This window comes from Paraburkholderia sp. Ac-20336 (genome assembly GCF_017105025.1).
In the GTDB taxonomy this organism is placed as follows: Bacteria; Pseudomonadota; Gammaproteobacteria; order Burkholderiales; family Burkholderiaceae; genus Paraburkholderia.
Map to the genome: position 1 here is coordinate 17,743 of NZ_JAAGPS010000021.1, position 17,366 is coordinate 35,108.

Here is a 17,366-nt window from a genome sequence, read left to right on the forward strand (position 1 = left end):
TTGTGCCATGCGTGCGGCGGCAACCGCGCTTTCGTGACGGCGTTGACGCCTGAAACGTTGTTGCCCTGTTCGCCGCCGGCATATTGGGCTGAGCGCGGGCCGAGCGGCACACATCCGGCGAACGGCATGCCCGGGCGGGTGCGATGCTCAGCGCACCCGCCCGCTCCGATGGTTCGCCGCTCCGCGCCACGTGCGCAGCAACAGCGCATTGGTGACGACGCTCACACTCGAAAACGCCATCGCCGCGCCCGCGAGCATCGGGTTCAGCAGACCGAGCGCGGCGAGCGGAATGCCGATCAGGTTGTAGACGAACGCCCAGAACAGGTTCTGCTGGATCTTGCGCCAGGTCTTGCGCGAGATGTCGATCGCATCGGCGACGAGCGCCGGGTCGCCGCGCATCAGCGTGACGCCGGCCGCGTGCATCGCGACGTCGGTGCCGGTCGCCATCGCCATGCCGATGTCGGCGGCGGCGAGCGCGGGCGCGTCGTTGATGCCGTCGCCCGCCATCGCCACGATGCCGGCGTCGCGCATCTTCAGGTCGCGGATCACACGGGCCTTGTCGTCGGGCAGGACTTCGGCGTGGCATTCGCCGATGCCGAGCGCCTGCGCGACACTCGCCGCGCTGCCGCGATTGTCGCCGGTGACGAGCACGCTGCGGATGCCCATGCGTTCGAGCCGCTCGACGGCCGCGCGCGCCGACGGTTTGACGGTGTCGCCGAACGCGATCAGCGCGAGCGCTCGCGGTGCTTGCGGCGCGCGTGCCATCAGCCACGAGACCGTGTTGCCGGCGGCTTCGAGCTCGCGGGCGCGCGCGCCGAGCGCGGGCGGCGGCGCGATGCCGAGTTCGTCGAGCCAGCGCGTGCTGCCGAGCGCGAACGTGTGGCCGTCGAGGTCGGCTTCGACGCCGCGGCCCGCGATGGCGCGTGCCGCGGTGGCGTGAAACGCTGCCGTCGTGGCGGGTTTGTCGATCGTGCTGGCGACATGATCGGCGTGCGAGCTTGCCGAAGAACCAGTGGATGAATTCGCGGCCAAATTCGCCGCAGCAGCGTTCGACTCAGCACTTGCCGCAGCGACCAGCGAATCAGTCGGCTCGGCGCCGGCGCTGCCGATAGCCGCCTGTGCTCTTTCCGCCTCATACGCCGCGACGACCGCCCGCGCCAACGGATGATCGCTATGCCGCTGCACCGCCGCGGCGAGTGCGAGCGCTTCGTTGCGGCGCATGCCGTCGACTGGCTCGAACGCCGTCATCGACGGCTGGCCGAGCGTCAGCGTGCCGGTTTTGTCGAACGCGACGACCGTGACGCGATGCGCGATTTCGAGCGCTTCCGCGTCCTTGATCAGCACGCCGTGACGCGCGGCGACGCCGGTGCCGGCCATGATCGCGGCAGGCGTCGCGAGTCCGAGCGCGCACGGGCAGGCGATCACGAGCACGGCGACCGCGTTGAGCAGCGCGGTTTCGCCGCCCGCCCCGGCGATCAGCCAGCCGATCAGCGTCAACGCGGCGATCGCGAGAATCGCCGGCACGAAGATTTCGCTGACGCGGTCGACGAGCCGCTGGATCGGCGCCTTCTCGGCCTGCGCGCTTTCGACGAGGCGGATGATGCGCGCGAGCGTCGTCTCCGCACCGATCGCGGTGGTCGTCACCACGAGCGCGCCTTCGCCGTTGATCGAGCCGGCCGTGACCGCGTCGCCGGTCTGTTTCGGCACCGGCAGGCTCTCGCCCGTAATCAGCGATTCGTCGATATGCGTGCGGCCTTCGAGCACCGTGCCGTCGACCGGCATGCGTTCGCCGGGCCGCACGATCACGACTGCGCCGACGCGTACCTGCGCGAGCGGCACGTCGCGCTCGTCGCCATTGACGCGGATGCGCGCGCGCTCGGGGCGCAGCGCGTTGAGCGCGCGGATCGCGTCGGTGGTCTGACGCTTCGCGCGCGCCTCGAGCCATTTGCCGAAGCGTACGAGCGTAATCACGACCGCCGACGCCTCGAAGTAGAGATGCATCGTGTCGCCGCGATGCATCGCGAGTTCGTAGACGCTGATGCCGTATGCCGCCGAAGTGCCGAGCGCGACGAGCAGATCCATGTTGCCCGCACGGGCGCGCACGGCGCGATAGGCCGCGCGATAGAAGCGCGCGCCGAACGCGAACTGCACGATCGACGCGAGCACGAATTGCAGCCACGGCGGCAGCATCGCGTGGATGCCGAACCATTCGCCGAACATCGGCGCGACGAGCGGCAGCGTCAGGATGGCCGCGGCGAGTACGGTGGCGAGTTCGCGGCGGGCTTCGATCTGTTTGCGGGTGGCGGTGTCGCGTGCGGCTGCTTGCACGCCGGTAGTGAGCGAGGCGATGGGCCTGGGAGCGGGAATGGCCGGCGAGACGATCGGTGTCGCTTCGTAGCCGGCTTTTTTCACGGCGGCGATGAGCGCCTCGGTATCGGCCGATGACGCGCCCGCTGAATGAACGGTCGCGGTTTCGGTCGCGAGATTGACCGTCGCACGCTCGACGCCGGGCACTTTCGCCAGTGCCTTTTCGACACGCATCGCGCATGACGCGCAGGTCATTCCGCCGATCGACAGTTCGGTGACTGGCGGCGTTGCAGTTGCTGTTGCAGCTGCTGCTGTGGTTGCTTCGGCTGGCGTGGTTGCGATATCGGCATCCACATCGAGCGTGACGTCATAGCCGGCTTTGCGCACGGCGGCGGCAAGCTGCTCGGGTTCGATTGCGACAGTGCTTTCCACGCGAGCACGCTCCGTCGCGAGATTGACCGATGCGCGCACGACACCCGGCATTTTCGCCAGTACTTTTTCGACGCGCGCCGAGCACGACGCACACGTCATGCCGCCGACATCGAATTCGACGACGCGCGTGGCGCAAGAAGAGGAAGAGGCGGCAGCGGGGCGCTGCTCGTTGGCAAGTGCGGTCATGGCAGGCAAGGTTCGTGGCGGCATCGGGCCGCATCGTGAATCCAGTATCGACCTTCCCATGCCAGGAAGGTCAAGCACGGATTATGCGGCGGCCGCGCCGCGCATGCCGGCAACGCGACATGGCCTGTAGCACGGCTTGCACGCGGAAGCGCGAAGCATGACGGAAAGTCGTACCGAACGCGTCCGCTCAAAACGGCGGCGGTGCATCTAGCATGGCCTGTCCTACCGCCTTCTGCTGCTCGCCGTCGCGCGCGAGCAGCGTTTGCGCCGCGCCGCGCCGGTCTTCGGCCGCCTTGTTTTGCCCGAGCTTCCATTTGCCGACGAGCCGCGTCACCTCGATCTCGATGCCGACAATCGCGCCGAGCATCTGCGCGATGAAGTCGGCGGGCGCGTCGCCCATTTTCCACGGCACCGGCTCGCCGGCTTCCATCTTGCGCGTGAGCCGCGCGACGAGGCCGCGCACGAATGCTTCATCGTCATGCACCACAATCCTGCCATGTGCATGCACGATCATGTAGTTGTAGGTCGGCACCTGCCTGTGCGTTTCGTGCTTGCTCGGATACCACGTCGGCGAAATGTAGGCGGCCGGTCCCTGGAAGATCACGAGCGCGTCGGGATGGGTGGCCGCTTCCTGCCACACCGGGTTCGCGCGTGCGACATGAGCGCGCAGTATGCAGCGCGACGCATCCTGCACGCCGGCGGCGTTGCCGCTGTCACTGCGGTGGCCGCTATTGCTGCCGCCGTCGCCGGGAATCAGTTGTGCCTCGAACGGCAGATGATTCGCATCGAGTCCATGCGGGCCGTTCGTGATCAGCGCGCCGAACGGCTGCTCGGCAATCAGGCGATGAAGAACCTCTGGGCGGTTCTCTTCGAAATGGGCGGGCATATACATTGAAGCGCTCCGGATGCGAACGGCGAAGGCGTGTCGGCGAATCGAAATTGAAGGCGAAACCGAATCGAAAACTATGGCGTGTGCAGGCGCGAGCCGCCAACGTGGCGACCGCAAAAATGCCATTTGTGCCGTTTATATGAACTGTACGCGGCAGCAAGCGCAATTCCCTGCTTTCTGCTTGCCTGGTTAGCAAGGATACGATACAACGCGATGTTGTCGGGGTCGCAATCCGCGGACTGGCTGCGCAGGCCTTCGGGGGACCGCGCATGTTCCTTGCGCTGCACACCGGCATCTCCCATAGGACTGCACGTTCCGCACTCTGAAAGAATGATAAAAAATCGCCAAGCACTGTTTTCGCCTCAACGGACCTGCGCATCGCTCGCCGGCCTCGCATTTCTGGCCGGCTGCGCGTCGGCCCCATCCGTGACGCATCCGAGTACCGGCTGGATCAAGGATGAAGTCGCCGATTCCTACGTATTCGGTTATCCGCTCGTGCTGATGAGCGCCGCGCGCGACGCGGCGGTCGGCACTGATCCGGGCGAGGCGCCGTTCAACACGTTGCGGCATGCCCAGGCACTGCCGCCGGTCGGCGCGGCCAATCCGCCGCAGCCGAGCCTCGATACGCTCGATTCGACCGGCTGGCTCGATGTCGCCGACGAGCCGGTGATCCTCTCGTTGCCCGATTCGCATGGCCGCTACATGGACGCGCGCGTGCTCGACATGTGGACCAATGTCGTGTGGTCCACGGGACCGCAGTTCGTCGCGGGCACGGCCGGCGCGAAAGGCATCCACGCGCAGACGCTCGCATTCGTCACGCCGGGTTGGCAGGGCGAACTGCCGAAGGGCGCGAAGCGCATCGAGGTGCCGACCCGCAATGCATGGGTGAGCGTGCGCATCCAGTCGAACGGCACGCGCGATCTGAAGGCGGTGCGCAAGCTGCAACACGCGATCCGTCTCGCGCCGCTGAGTGTCTATGGCGACGACGAGCGCGTGGCGCCGGTCGCGCTGTCGCGCGGCAACGGCGGCGCCTCGGGCGCCAACGGCACGCCGGCGCAGCAGGTAGCCGCGCTCGACGCGAACGGTTTTTTCAGCCGTCTCGCGGATGCGCTGCCGGACAATCCGCCCACGCCGGCCGATCCGCACGCGCTGAAGTTTCTCGCGGACCTCGGCGTGACGCCGGGCGATCCGGTGCAGTTGCCGAAAGCGTCGGACGCGGTTGCGGCCGGTCTTGCCGATGGCCGCGATCGGGTTGCCGCAGCGCCGTCCAATCTGCTCAGCGCGAACGGCTGGAACTGGTTCGGCGATGGCGTCGGCAACTACGGCCCCGACTATGCGTTGCGCGCATACGCGGCGAGCACGCAGCCGGGCATCGGTACCCGGGACGACGAAGTACGCGCGGTCGTCACGCAGGACAGCGACGGCAACTCGCTGAACGGCGCGAATCGCTATGTGCTGCACTTCGCGGCGAACCAGTTGCCGCCGGTGCGCGGCTTCTGGTCGATCACCGCCTACACGAAGGATGGCGCGTTGAGCGACGGCGCGCCGGCACGGCTTGCGGTGGGCGATCGCAACGGTGCGCGCCGCAATCGCGATGGTTCGCTCGACGTGGTCGTGTCGTCGACGCGCAGCAGGACCGGCAACTGGCTGCCGGCGCCGCGCGCCGATATGCAGCTCGTGTTGCGTCTCTATGCGCCGAAGCCGCAGGCTACCGACGGCAGCTGGCAGCCACCGCCGGTCGTGCGGCGATGAGGGCTGCGGCAACGACGCATGCAGGACCTCTTCGATAGGCAGCAACGGCAGCCACGGCATTAACGCATTTCAATGCAGCATCGATAAAAATCAGAAAGCGGCCAACCCAAAAAGCCTCGATGAAGCGCGTCATCAACATGACAGCGGCGCGCCGGGAGGCATCGATCGATGTCTCCCGCCGTCTGTCCGCAGCGCACTGCACAACGGACAGACGGCCCCGGACAGTCATCGATCGGCGGCGCGAATCTTCAAACCGTCTCTGACAATACTGTCTTACAACTGATTCACGACTTATACTGCCGCTTGCGGGATTTCTGTTTTTCGCGGCGGGCTTGCCGCCGCATTCATCCAGAGCGAGCATGGCAAGCCTCAATAAAGCATCGTTAGCCTCCTCCATGCAGACCGTGCGCAAAGTCGCACAGTCGCGTCGTACGCGTCGTGTTCTCATAGGTCTGCTGATCTTTCTCGTCGTATTCGGCCTGCTGGGCTTTTTCGCGGCGCCGCCGCTGATTCGCCATATCGCGAGCCAGCAGTTGAGCAAGCAGCTCGACCGGCCCGCCACGATCGGCCGCATCGCGCTCAATCCGTACACGCTGCGCTTCGAAGCCGATAACGTGCATATCGGCGAGCGCGGCGGCGCGGGCGAATTCGTCGATATTTCGCGGCTCATCGTGAAGCCGTCGTGGAGTTCGCTGTTTCGCGCCGCACCGATCGTCGATGAAGTCCAGGTCGATTCACCGCGTTTTCATATCGTGCGCTACGATGCGCAGCGCTTCAATTTCAGCGATCTGATCGAGAAATTCGCGAGCCAGCCCGCGAAACCCGACAGCAAGCCGACGCTGTTCTCCGTTTCCAATATTCGCGTCGAAAACGGCCAGATCACGTTCGACGACCGGCTGCTCGGCACGAAGCACGTGATCGATCAATGGAAGCTCGGCATTCCGTTCATCGCGACGCTGCCCTCGAAAACCAACATCTTCGTCGAGCCGCTGCTGCGCGCGCGCATCGACGGCGACAGCCAGCTCGCAATCGACGGCAAGACCAAGCCGTTTGCAGAGTCGCGCGAATCGGAAGTGTCGCTGCGCTTCGACGATCTCGATGTGCCGAAATTGATCTCCTATGCGCCGAGCAAATTGCCGGTGATCGTGCAGTCGGGCAAGCTCTCGACCGATCTCAAGCTCAACTTCGCGATGTCGAACGAGACGCCTTCGCTGCGCGTCGCGGGCACCGTCGATCTGAACGACGTCGACGTGCGGGATCAGGGCAAGGCGCCGTTTTTCGCGGCGCATGCCGTACACGTGGCGGCTGCGTCGCTCGAACCGCTGAAGAGCGTCTATCACTTCGACGAGATCCGCATCGATGCGCCGAACGCGAACCTCGCGCGCGACAAGGACGGTGTGCTCAGCGTCGAGCGCATGTTCGCGCCGGCGCCCGAACAGAACGCGACGGCCACGGCGGCGGCCAGCGCGGCGTCCCCGGCTTCGGGCGCCAAGGCCGCAGCCGACACCCAAACCGCGGCCGCTGAAAAAGCCGCGCCACCGCTCGATCTGTCGATCAAGCACTTCGCGCTCAACGACGGCACGGTCAACGTTCACGACGAAGCGGTGCCGCGCCCGGTCGATGCCGGTTTGCAGAATCTCGCGGTCACGCTGAACGATTTTTCGACGCTCGCATCGGCGCCTGCTCACTACACGCTGAACACCGTCTTCAAGGATGGCGGCACGCTCGCCGGCGAGGGCACGCTCGGCCTCGCGGCGAAAACGGCCAGCGCGAAGCTCGATCTGAAGTCGCTGAAGCTGCCGCCGATACAGCCGTATCTGGACTCCGCAACCTCGGCGCAGGTGCTCGACGGCGCGCTTTCGGTGACGACGAATATCGACACGAACTGGTCGAAGTCGCCGATGGCGCTGACAGTCGCCGATACGCAGGTGGACATGCAGTCGCTCAAGCTCGCGGCGCGCGACGGCAAGGCGCCGCTGATCTCGCTTGCGCAGGGCAATGTAGCCGTCAAGCAGGTGGATGTGGCGGCGCGCACGGCCGACGTGACGAGCGTCGACGCGACCGGCCTCGCGATCGACGCGCAGCGCCTGAAAGACGGCAGTATCAACCTCGCATCGCTCGCCAGTCCGCATGCAGCGGCGCAGCCGCGCACCGCGGTGCACGCGGAGAAGAAGCCGCAGGCCGAAGAAGGTCCAGCGTGGCACTACAAGATCGGCGAATTGACGCTGAAGGACGCGACCGCCAATTTCACCGACAACACCACGCCGCAGCCGGTCAAGCTCAGCATCGCGCCGCTGCAACTGAAGGTGCAGCAGATCAGCGACGACCTGAGCCACCCGCTGCCGGTCGATCTGCAAGCCACGCTGAACAGGAAGGGCACGCTCGGCGTGAAGGGCGACGTTACCGCGACGCCGCTGAAGCTCGCCGTCAAGGTGAACGCGAACCGGCTCGACGCGGCGGCGTTCGAGCCGTACTTCGGCAGCAAGCTCAACGCGGTGATCGCGAGCGCGCTGCTCAACGCAAACGGCGAACTCGCCGTTACCAATGCGAAGGCGCTGAAAGCGAACTATCGCGGCGACGTCGCGCTCGTCGACGTGCGCATGCTCGACAAGGCCACCTCGGACCCGTTCGCGGGCTGGGGCTCGCTTGCGCTGTCAAACCTGAAGGCCGATTACGACGAACACGGCACCACGGTCGACGCGGGCCGCGTCACGTTCTCGAAGTTCTACGGGCGCGTGCTGCTCGATGCGCAAGGCAAGCTCAACCTGAACGACGTGGTCGCGCATGAAAGCGGTCAGGCGCAGTCGCTCACGCGCGACAAGAGCGGCGCCGATCACGTGGAACTGACGCCGGCGGCGGCGTCGGAAGCAGTAGCTGCGTCTGCGCCGGTCGTGGCCTCGGCGGCCTCGGCGACGCCCGCGACCGTCACGGCCGCCACGCCGCCGCAAAATCCTGTCAAGCTGCACTTCGGGCAACTGGTGCTGCAGCAGGGCCGCGTCACCTACACCGACAACTTCATCCGGCCGAACTACACGGCGAACCTCGTCGACATTCAGGGCACGGTCGGCGCGTTCGGCACGCAATCGACGACCCCCGCGCCGGTCGACGTCGCCGCGAAGCTCGCGGCCAACGGCCCGCTGACGATCCGCGGCAGCGTCAATCCGCTGATCGACAAGCCGGCGCTCGATCTGACCGCGACCGCGCACGACATCGAGCTGACCAACCTCACGCCGTATTCGGCGAAATACGCCGGCTATCCGATCACGAAGGGCAAGCTCAACGTCGATCTGCACTACAAGCTCGACAACGATCAACTGAGCGCGAACAACCACCTGTTCATCGATCAGCTCACGTTCGGCGATCACGTCGACAACGACACGGCCACCAAGCTGCCGGTGCGTTTCGCGATCTCGCTGCTGAAAAATTCGCACGGTGAGATCGACGTGAACCTGCCGGTGTCGGGCTCGCTGTCGAACCCCGAGTTCAGCATCGGCGGCCTGATCTGGCATGCGGTGCTCAATCTGCTGGAGAAAGCGGTGACCGCGCCGTTCTCGCTGATTGCCAACGCGTTCGGCGGCAACGGCGAGGAGCTCGGCTACGTCGAGTTCGACGCGGGCTCGGCCACGCTCACCGACGCCGACAAGCAGAAGCTCGACACGATCGTGAAGGCGCTCTCGGACAAGCCGTCGATCCGCATGGACCTGATCGGCCGCGTCGATCCGAAGGTCGACGAACCGGCGCTGCGCACGCAGTACGTCGACCGGCTCGTCAAGCAGCAGAAGATCAAGGACGTGGTGGGCAACGGCGAGAGCGTCGATCTGTCGACGGTCACCGTCGATCAGCAGGATTACGACAAATATCTGGCGAAGGCGTACAAGTCGGGAGATTTCAAGAAGCCGCGCAATTTCATCGGCATGACGAAGACGCTGCCCGAGGGCGACATGAAGGGTGCGCTTGCCGCCAATGCGCCGATCGACGACGCGAGCCTGCGTCAGCTTGCGCAGCAGCGCGCGCAAAGCGTGCAGCAGTATCTGGATGGCAAGATCGACAGCAGCCGTCTGTTCATCGTCGCGCCGAAGCTCAACGCCGACGGTATCAAGGACAAAGGCGCGACCACGCGCGTGGACTTTGGCCTGAAGTGAGAGCGGCGCGCGCGTGCCGGCCGCCGGGCCGTGCGCGCCGCGACGCGTGCCGCTTGCGTGGCGCATGTCCGTCATGCCGCGTACAGATCACGCGGCGTGACGGCGCTTTCACTATCCCTTCACCCCATCGCGAGCCGTTCGCGCTCGCCACGATCCCATCGTGTTCCCGGCGTATCCGCCGCCCACACAGAACGCTCGCGTAGTAAGCGGCCGCTGAACGCCGGCTGCCGGATTGCGCCGTAAAAGTTGTCAGTGAAAGTAAGTACTAGAAAATGCCGCGCATCCAATAGACTATGCTAACTATTGATGCGACTAGCCCAAGTTTCTTACAAGATGATGAACAACTTCGATTCGTCCATCGAAACATATCTGTCCAACGTACATTTCGGCCATTTCGCGACCCAATCCATACAAGCCATCGCCGACCTGTACACCTTCAAGGGCCTCGTACTCGTTCCCGTGCTGTGGTGGATGTGGTTTCAGCAGGACGGGCGGCGCGAATGGCGGCGGGAAATGGCGCTCGCGACGTTTCTGAGCGGCATCGTGGCGCTCTTCGTCGGAAGATTGCTGACGCACTGGCTGCCGTTCAGAGTGCGTCCCGTCTATAGCGACGAACTGCATCTGCACTTTACGCGCGGCGCGACCAGGGACGCACTGCTGACAAGCTGGAGCTCCTTTCCGAGCGATCACGCGATGCTCTGGATGGCGGTCGCCACCGGCATCTTCCTCGTGTGGCGGGGCATCGGTGTACTGGCGATTCTCTATACCGCGGTGTTCATTTGCCTGCCGCGCGCCTATCTCGGCTTTCACTACCCAACCGATCTGCTGGTGGGCGCGGCCATCGGCGTCGTGATTACCCTGGTCATGACGCGAGATGCGATTCGCGTGCGCTACGCGACTCCGGTGCTGCGATGGATCGAACGCTATCCTGGACCCTCGGCGATGCTGGCTTTTATTCTGTGCCTCGAACTCGTCACGCAGTTCGACGAACTGCGCAAGCTGGCGAGCGGTGTGTTCAAGCATCTGTGAAGTACAAGGCGGGCGCGAGGAGGGTGCCGGCCCGTTATGGGCCGGTCTAATGGGTTTGTCTTCGCTCTCCTCGGGCGCGCACCTTCCGCATGCATTCGTCGACGCGGCCGCTCAGGTTTGACTCGCGGCGATTGCCATGACGATTCGCTGCCTCGACGCAAATCCCTGTTCGGACCGTTGCCTGACGAGTTCCACGATCGCTTGCGGTGCGACGTCCGGGTCTCCCGCCTCGAACGGCGGCGCCGGAGCATATTCGAGTCCGAGCTGAATCGCCTGCGCTTCCTCGGCCCCCGCCAATTCCGCCGCCACCGTCAGCCCGAAATCGATGCCCGCGGTCACGCCGCCGCCCGTAATGAGGTTGCCGTCACGGACAACCCGTTCGCGCGTCGGAATGGCGCCGAGCGGTTCGAGCAGCGAGTGGAAGGCCCAGTGAGTCGTGGCGCGCCGTCCGCGAAGCAAGCCCGCAGCGCCAAGCAATAGCGCGCCGGTACAGACGGACGTGACATAACGGGCGCCGGCGGCCTGCTTGCGAACGAACTCGATCGTCTGAGCGTCCTGTAGCAGATCCGTCACGCCGCTTCCACCGGGAATGCAGATCACGTCGAGTGGCGGGCAGTCCTGATACGTGGCGGTGGGCGTCAGGAGCAGCCCGCTGCTGGATGCCACGGGTTCGCGGGTTTTCCAGATCAATCGGGTCGTTGCGCCGGGCAGCGATGCGAGTACGTCGTGGGGACCGGTCAGGTCGAGTTGCTGTATTTGCGGAAATACCAGAAATCCGATCTGGAGTGTCATGAGGATACCTTGTCAAATGTAGAAACGATTTTTCGATGGGTGTTTCGAGGTGGACGAATCGATTCTATGCAGGTAGCCTTTGGCAAGATTGCCATTTACCCCTCAGTTTCTGCCACGCTCTGTTTTTGCCACGTCATGCCAGCCGAAGCGCGATCTATCCTGATGCTTGCTTTTCCGGACGTCCAACTGCTCGACGTCAGCGGGCCATTGCAGGTTTTTGCTTCCGCCAACGAGCTGGCCGTGCAGCGTGGGCTCGCGGAACCCTATGCACCCCGGCTCGTTGCCGCCGAGGCCGGGCTCGTGACGTCGTCCTCGGGCGTGGCCTTGCTGGCGCGTTCCATCGGTTCCGTGAGAGGGCCTATCGATACGCTTATCGTTCCGGGCGGGCGCGGCGTTTCCGCGGCATCGGCGGATGCGCGCCTGACGCGTTGGACACGGCGGCAAGCCGGCCGGGCGCAACGCATCGCTTCCGTGTGTTCGGGGGCGTTCCTGCTGGCCGAGGCCGGCTTGCTGGATGGGCGGCGCGTGGTCACGCACTGGGCCCGCTGCGACGAACTCGCGAACCGCTATCCGAAGCTGTGCGTGGAAACCGATCCGATCTTCGTGCGCGACGGCGCTATCTGGACATCCGCCGGCGTGACCGCGGGAATCGATCTCGCTCTTGCGCTCGTGGAAGAAGACCTCGGCCGTTCAGTCGCACTGGACGTTGCCCGCGAGCTCGTCGTCTTCGTGAAGCGGCCGGGCGGCCAGTCGCAGTTCAGCGCCATGCTGTCGATGCAAAAGGCGGATGACCGGTTCGGCGAACTGCATGCGTGGATGACGGCGCACCTTGCGTCCGATCTTTCCGTTCCCACGCTGGCCCGACGGCTCCACATGAGCGAACGCAGCTTCATGCGTCACTACAAGGCGGAAACGGGCCGCACGCCGGCGCGCGCGGTTGAGCAACTTCGGGTCGAAGCGGCACAGCGACTACTCGGCGAGACCTCGTGGCCGGTCAAACGCATTGCAACCCGTTGCGGGTTCGGTAGTGAGGAAAGCATGCGGCGCAGTTTCGTCCGTTTGTTGAGAGTTGCTCCGCAGGTGTATAGGGAGCGGTTTTCGTTTTCCTGAACAATGGAATCGTGGAGCGGGGCAACCCTCACGACAACCCCCCCTGCCGCTCCCCAACCCTACTTGCGCGAAAAAACCGGCTGCCGTTTCTCCTTGAACGCGGCACGCCCTTCGCGCGCGTCGTCGGTGGCAAAGCAGATGGTTTGCAGATCGCGTTCATACTGGATCGCGTTTTCCAGCGGCATGTTGAATGCCGCGTGCAGATTCGACTTGGCGGTTTCCGCCGCGATCGGCGCGCGTTGCGCAATGGTCCGGGCGACGTCCTGCGCTCGCGGCAAGACCTGCTCCGCGCTCTCGACAACCTCGCTGATCAGCCCCCACTGGAGTGCGCGCTCGGCGTCGATAGGGTCGCCAGTCATAAGCATCAGCGCGGCATTCGAGGCTCCGATCGAGTTGGCCAGGAAGGCCGCCATGCCGCCGCCGCCGATCCAGCCCAGCTTGATCTCCGGTGCGGCGAATTGCGCATTGGCCGACGCGATGCGGATATCGCAGCTCAATGACGTTTCCAGGCCGCCGCCGAACGCGTATCCGTTGATTGCGGCGATCGACGGCTTCAGCAGGCCGCGCACCGCGTCGCAATAGTCCGGGCGATTGCGGAAATTCCACGGCGTCGTGTAGTCGTCGAGCGTGCCGATGTCGGAGCCCGCGCAGAACGACTTCGGTCCCGCGCCCGTCAGAACGACGGCGCGAATCGCGTCGTCCTCGTTGCAGCGCTTCATGTATTCGACGACCTGTGCGGCCATCATCGGCGTCATCGCATTCAGTTTGGTCGGGCGATTCAAGGTGACCGTCGCAACGAAGTCGCTCACTTCGAACGACACGGAACCTTCAACATGCTCACTCATTTTCGCTTCCTGGTAGTTGCCTGATAGTTTCCTGGTCATTGCCTGGTCATGGCCAGGTATTCAGACGGGTTTGAAGCATTGCCGGTACGACGACTGAAGCCCGTTCAGCAGATCGGCATCGCCGGCGCCGCGCGCGAGCGCGTCTCTGACCATGGCCGAGGCTTGGGTCTGGAACGCGATGTAGCCGTCGAAGCGCGGTCGCACCCACGACTGTTCGAGCGTTCGCGAAGTCCGCTCGAAGAAGCCGTGCGTCAGTTCGTTCACGCGGCCGTCATGCCACGCGGCCCGGTGGCTCGGCTGCCCGGCATGCTGTGGAATGAACTCGCGTTGCGCCGGTTCGGAAAGCAGCCAGCGCAGATGCGCGAGGAGCGCCGGCGTCGCCTCGCAGCGTGTGCTGAGCGCGATGCCCGTGCCGCCGATGACCGAGGTGGCCTCCGACGGCGCGCCGGAGAACGTCGGCACATCGGCGAAACGGACCGCGCGCGAGGTCGTCGCGCCGCGCGAGTAGTTGACGTAGCCGAAGATCAGCGGACACAGCGCGAGACGATCCGTCGAGCTCATCAGGTCGAGCATCCGGATCGGGTTGAGCGCGATCGTCTCTGGGGCGGTTCGGCGATACAGCGCCCTGAGCACGTCCAGTACCTTGCGGCCCGTCGGCTCCGAGACGAAAACCCCCGGTTCCAGCGAGCCGATCGGCTCGCCGAGCGTCGCCGCGATCGACATGAACGTCAGGATCGCGTGCGGTCCCGCCAGAGAAAGCGCGACGGGCGTGGCCGCCGGAAGGTCGATTACGTCGGCCCACGTCGCGGGCGGCGGCGCGTCGAGCAGGTCGGGCCGGCAGGCCATGACCTGTGCCGCGGCGTCGAGCGGCAACGCCCACGTTTGTCCGCCGATCTGGTAGGAGCGCAAGGACGGACCGATCGATTGCGCTTGCCACTGGGCGATGTCGCTCGCTTCGAACAGCGCTTCCAGCGGTTGCAGGCAGCCGCGCGCGACTGCCTCGCCGAGATGCGGATGATCGAGCACGACGATGTCATACGCGCTGCACAGTTCCTCGATCGGATGCGACTCGAAGCCTTCCAGCGGCTGCTTTTCCCATTGGATATCGACACCGTCGAGATCCGCCCGCGCGCTTGCTGCGGCGGCAAGCGCGTCATAGCCACGCGGATGATCCCAGGTGAGTGCGCGGTAGGGGCGCATCATGCCTTCTCCGTTTCGTGCGCATGCTCCTTGACCACGCCGCGCGCCACCAGAGCGTCGATGGCCGCATCGTCGAGGCCTGCCGAACGAAGGATTTCGCGCGTATGTTCGCCCACGAGCGGCGCGCCCATCCGCACCGAACCGGGCGTTTTCTCGAACTGGTACGGGAAGCCCGGCGCCTTGACGAGGCCTTCGGTCGGGTGCTCGTATTCGACGAACGTGCCGTTGTGCCGGATCTGCAGATCTTCGACGACGTCCGCATAGCTGTAGACCGGCCCCGCCCAGATATCGTGCTCGGCGAACAGTGCCAGCCATTCCTCACTCGTGCGCGCGGTCAGACGCTCGCGCGTGCGCGCGAAAATCTCATCGCGGCGTGCGAAGCCGTCGACTTCGTCGACCATGTCGAGAAAGCTCGGCTCACCGATCAGCTCACCGAATTTCTTGAGCGGCGGGAACGCGATGATGATGTAGCCGTCGCGGGTGGCGAAAGCACCATACGGCGCGCGAATGAACACGTGACCATGCGGCTCGTGACTGCGCTTTTGCGGCACCTTGCCCTGGGTGAAGACGGTCAGCTCCTGCATCTGCAGCGTCACGATCGCGTCGAGCATGTTGACCTTGACCAGTTGGCCTTCGCCGGTGCGCTCGCGATGCAGCAGGGCAGTGAGGACCGCTTCGAACGCGGTCGAGGCCGCGACCGCGTCGACGAGAAACTGGCCCGCGGCCTGCGGCGGTTCGTCCGCACGACCGGCGGACAGCATCGCACCCGACATCCCCTGGAGCAGCAGGTCCTGGCCCGGACGCTGCACGTAGGGGCCGTCTTCGCCGTATCCCGACATCGAGACGTACACGAGCTTCGGATTCAGCGCCTTGAGCGTGTCGTAGTCGACGCCGAGCCGCTTCGCCACGCCGGGGCGGTAGTTCTGCAGGAACACGTCCGCGCTCTTGACGAGTTCGTACAGGGCCGCTTTCCCTTCTTCGGCCTTCAGGTCGATCGCGACGGAACGCTTGTTGCGGTTCAGCGAAAGGAACGAGACGTTGATCTGGTTGCCGCGCGCGCCGCCCGCGGACGTGTGGCGTTGCCATTCGCCGGTGGTCGGTTCCACCTTGATGACGTCCGCGCCGAGGTCGCCCAGGCGTTGCGCCGCGAACGGGCCCGCCATTGCGATCGAGCAGTCGAGTACACGGTATCCGCTCAGCGCGCCGCGGGGTTCATTCTTTTGCATGTTGCATGCTTCCTATAAAAAGTATCAGCCGTTCGCCGTGGCTGGGTTCGTGTTGGCGGCCGGGCGATCGAGTCGTCCCGCGCACAGGATCGAGATGGCGGTCAGACCCGCAAGGCCGATGACGAGAGACGCCAGCGGCCATGTCTGCCCGCTCGTCGAGGCGATCAGCGCGGTGGCGACGAGCGGCAGCGGGCCGGCGATCAGCGAACCCGTCACCTCGCGAGCGACCGAAATGCCGCTGTAGCGCACTTCCACCGGGAACAGCTCGCGGTAATAGGCCGGTTGCACGCCGAAGACCGCGCGTTCGCCGAGATGGGCGAGCACGACCGCGGCCCAGACGATCCACGGCGTCCCGCTGTCGAGCATCCTGAAGAACGGGAAGACGAACAGGCAGACGAAGATCGCGCCGCCGAAAATCACCGTGCGCCGGCCGACGAGGTCGGAGAGCGCGCCGAATCCCACGGTCGCGATCGCGCCGCAGATACCCGACAGGATCACGCCGATCAGGATGGTGTTCTGCGGCATATGCAGCTGCTTCGTTGCGTAGGACAACGCAAAGATCTGGAAAACGTAGGACAGGCTCGGGGTGAGATTGACCCCCATGGCGACCAGCAGGCGAGCCTTGTGTTCGCGCAGCAGCGTGCGCAGCGGCATCTTGCGCGCCTGCCTGTCGGTGCCGCGCCGGTAGTCGTCCGTTTCCTTGAGATTGCGGCGTACGAAGAGGCCGAACGCGAGCACGAGCAGGCTGCCGACGAACGGAATGCGCCAGCCCCACGTCAGGTAGTGCTCGCTCGGCATCAGGCTGAACAGCGCGATTGCGCCGGTTGCGCAGACCAGCGACAGATCGACGGCCGCCGCGGGGAAGCTGGCGAAAAAGCCGTGCCGCCGGTTGACGGCCTCGGCTGCCACCAGCACCGCGCCGCCGTATTCCGCACCGGCGCCCAAGCCCTGGACGATGCGCAGAACGACGAGCATGACGGGCGCCCAGATGCCGATCTGCTGATACGTGGGCAGCAGCCCGATCGCGGCCGTCGACAGCCCCATCATGCACAGCGTTACGATCAGCACGGGCTTGCGGCCGTATTTATCGCCGAAGTGACCGAACACCACGCCACCGAGCGGCCGGAAGAAGAAGCCCACCGCGTAGGCGGAGAAGGCGGCCATCGTGCCCGTGACCGGATCGAAGCTCGGGAAGAACAGTCTGTTGAAGATCAAGGCGGACGCGGCGCCGTACAGAATGAAGTCGAACCATTCGACGAACGTCCCTACCGCGCTGGCGGTAAGGGGAATCCACAGCTTCTGCCGTGGTTGGGAAGTGCCGGCCATCCTTGTCTCCTTTGGTCCCTTCTTTGTGTACTTGCGCGACTCGAACGGAATTTTCGCTAGCGCTAATGTTAGCGTTAATGTTAGCGTTGAGATATGGCGATCGAAACCAGGTGTTTACCCGGCGCAGGGG

Annotated in this window: 11 protein-coding genes; 4 read left to right on the forward strand and 7 right to left on the reverse strand. The window is 65.1% G+C overall.

From position 1 onward, the window contains the following. Nucleotides 1–147 precede the first annotated feature (147 nt). The gene (locus tag GXB81_RS09910) at nt 148–2,925 is read right to left on the reverse strand and encodes a heavy metal translocating P-type ATPase (protein ID WP_205989012.1); all 2,778 of its coding nucleotides are present in this window, start codon (nt 2,923–2,925) and stop codon (nt 148–150) included. 187 nt (nt 2,926–3,112) lie between these two features. Continuing rightward, a complete protein-coding gene (locus tag GXB81_RS09915) occupies nt 3,113–3,817 on the reverse strand; it encodes an FMN-binding negative transcriptional regulator (RefSeq protein ID WP_205989013.1) in 705 nt (234 codons plus the stop codon). Between the two features lie 327 nt (nt 3,818–4,144). Between GXB81_RS09915 and GXB81_RS09920 the strand changes: the two genes are divergently transcribed. The 3 genes from GXB81_RS09920 to GXB81_RS09930 all read left to right on the forward strand — a co-directional run bounded on the left by GXB81_RS09920 (nt 4,145) and on the right by GXB81_RS09930 (nt 10,737). Continuing rightward, the gene (locus GXB81_RS09920) at nt 4,145–5,566 is read left to right on the forward strand and encodes a DUF1254 domain-containing protein (protein ID WP_167284083.1); all 1,422 of its coding nucleotides are present in this window, start codon (nt 4,145–4,147) and stop codon (nt 5,564–5,566) included. Nucleotides 5,567–5,925: 359 nt separating this feature from the next. Beyond that, nucleotides 5,926–9,708, forward strand: a complete 3,783-nt coding sequence (locus tag GXB81_RS09925) for a DUF748 domain-containing protein (protein ID WP_205989014.1) — start codon at nt 5,926–5,928, stop codon at nt 9,706–9,708. Between the two features lie 336 nt (nt 9,709–10,044). Next, complete coding sequence (locus tag GXB81_RS09930) at nt 10,045–10,737, forward strand: phosphatase PAP2 family protein (RefSeq protein WP_205989029.1); 693 nt, start codon at nt 10,045–10,047, stop codon at nt 10,735–10,737. Between the two features lie 111 nt (nt 10,738–10,848). On the opposite strand, the gene GXB81_RS09935 is transcribed toward GXB81_RS09930, so the two are convergent. Continuing rightward, a complete protein-coding gene (locus GXB81_RS09935) occupies nt 10,849–11,529 on the reverse strand; it encodes a DJ-1/PfpI family protein (RefSeq protein WP_205989015.1) in 681 nt (226 codons plus the stop codon). A 135-nt stretch (nt 11,530–11,664) separates the two neighbouring features. On the opposite strand from GXB81_RS09935, the gene GXB81_RS09940 reads away from it, so the two are divergent. After that, nucleotides 11,665–12,639 carry a GlxA family transcriptional regulator gene (locus GXB81_RS09940; RefSeq protein WP_205989030.1) on the forward strand — a complete coding sequence of 325 codons (975 nt, stop codon included), beginning with the start codon at nt 11,665–11,667 and terminating at the stop codon, nt 12,637–12,639. Between the two features lie 59 nt (nt 12,640–12,698). Here the strand turns inward: GXB81_RS09940 and GXB81_RS09945 are convergent, their stop codons facing one another. Genes GXB81_RS09945 through GXB81_RS09960 form a run of 4 tightly spaced genes read right to left on the reverse strand, consistent with a single transcriptional unit; the run spans nt 12,699 to nt 17,236 of the window. After that, entirely contained in the window at nt 12,699–13,484 is a 786-nt protein-coding gene (locus GXB81_RS09945; protein WP_167039044.1) for an enoyl-CoA hydratase/isomerase family protein, read from the reverse strand. 60 nt (nt 13,485–13,544) lie between these two features. Further along, complete coding sequence (locus GXB81_RS09950) at nt 13,545–14,687, reverse strand: extracellular solute-binding protein (protein WP_205989016.1); 1,143 nt, start codon at nt 14,685–14,687, stop codon at nt 13,545–13,547. Beyond that, on the reverse strand, nt 14,684–15,910 hold the full coding sequence (locus GXB81_RS09955) for a CoA transferase (RefSeq protein ID WP_205989017.1): 1,227 nt from the start codon (nt 15,908–15,910) through the stop codon (nt 14,684–14,686). Before GXB81_RS09955 ends, GXB81_RS09950 begins: the two co-directional genes overlap by 4 nt. Before the next feature lie 24 nt (nt 15,911–15,934). Further along, complete coding sequence (locus GXB81_RS09960; RefSeq protein ID WP_167039048.1) at nt 15,935–17,236, reverse strand: MFS transporter; 1,302 nt, start codon at nt 17,234–17,236, stop codon at nt 15,935–15,937. Nucleotides 17,237–17,366 lie beyond the last annotated feature (130 nt).

What these genes read in the sequence shown, in the direction of transcription:
- GXB81_RS09910 (WP_205989012.1), bottom strand. Translation starts at nt 2,925, where the DNA reads ATGACCGCACTTGCCAACGAGCAGCGCCCCGCTGCCGCCTCTTCCTCT.
- GXB81_RS09915 (WP_205989013.1), bottom strand. Translation starts at nt 3,817, where the DNA reads ATGTATATGCCCGCCCATTTCGAAGAGAACCGCCCAGAGGTTCTTCAT.
- GXB81_RS09920 (WP_167284083.1), top strand. Translation starts at nt 4,145, where the DNA reads ATGATAAAAAATCGCCAAGCACTGTTTTCGCCTCAACGGACCTGCGCA.
- GXB81_RS09925 (WP_205989014.1), top strand. Translation starts at nt 5,926, where the DNA reads ATGGCAAGCCTCAATAAAGCATCGTTAGCCTCCTCCATGCAGACCGTG.
- GXB81_RS09930 (WP_205989029.1), top strand. Translation starts at nt 10,045, where the DNA reads ATGAACAACTTCGATTCGTCCATCGAAACATATCTGTCCAACGTACAT.
- GXB81_RS09935 (WP_205989015.1), bottom strand. Translation starts at nt 11,529, where the DNA reads ATGACACTCCAGATCGGATTTCTGGTATTTCCGCAAATACAGCAACTC.
- GXB81_RS09940 (WP_205989030.1), top strand. Translation starts at nt 11,665, where the DNA reads ATGCCAGCCGAAGCGCGATCTATCCTGATGCTTGCTTTTCCGGACGTC.
- GXB81_RS09945 (WP_167039044.1), bottom strand. Translation starts at nt 13,484, where the DNA reads ATGAGTGAGCATGTTGAAGGTTCCGTGTCGTTCGAAGTGAGCGACTTC.
- GXB81_RS09950 (WP_205989016.1), bottom strand. Translation starts at nt 14,687, where the DNA reads ATGATGCGCCCCTACCGCGCACTCACCTGGGATCATCCGCGTGGCTAT.
- GXB81_RS09955 (WP_205989017.1), bottom strand. Translation starts at nt 15,910, where the DNA reads ATGCAAAAGAATGAACCCCGCGGCGCGCTGAGCGGATACCGTGTACTC.
- GXB81_RS09960 (WP_167039048.1), bottom strand. Translation starts at nt 17,236, where the DNA reads ATGGCCGGCACTTCCCAACCACGGCAGAAGCTGTGGATTCCCCTTACC.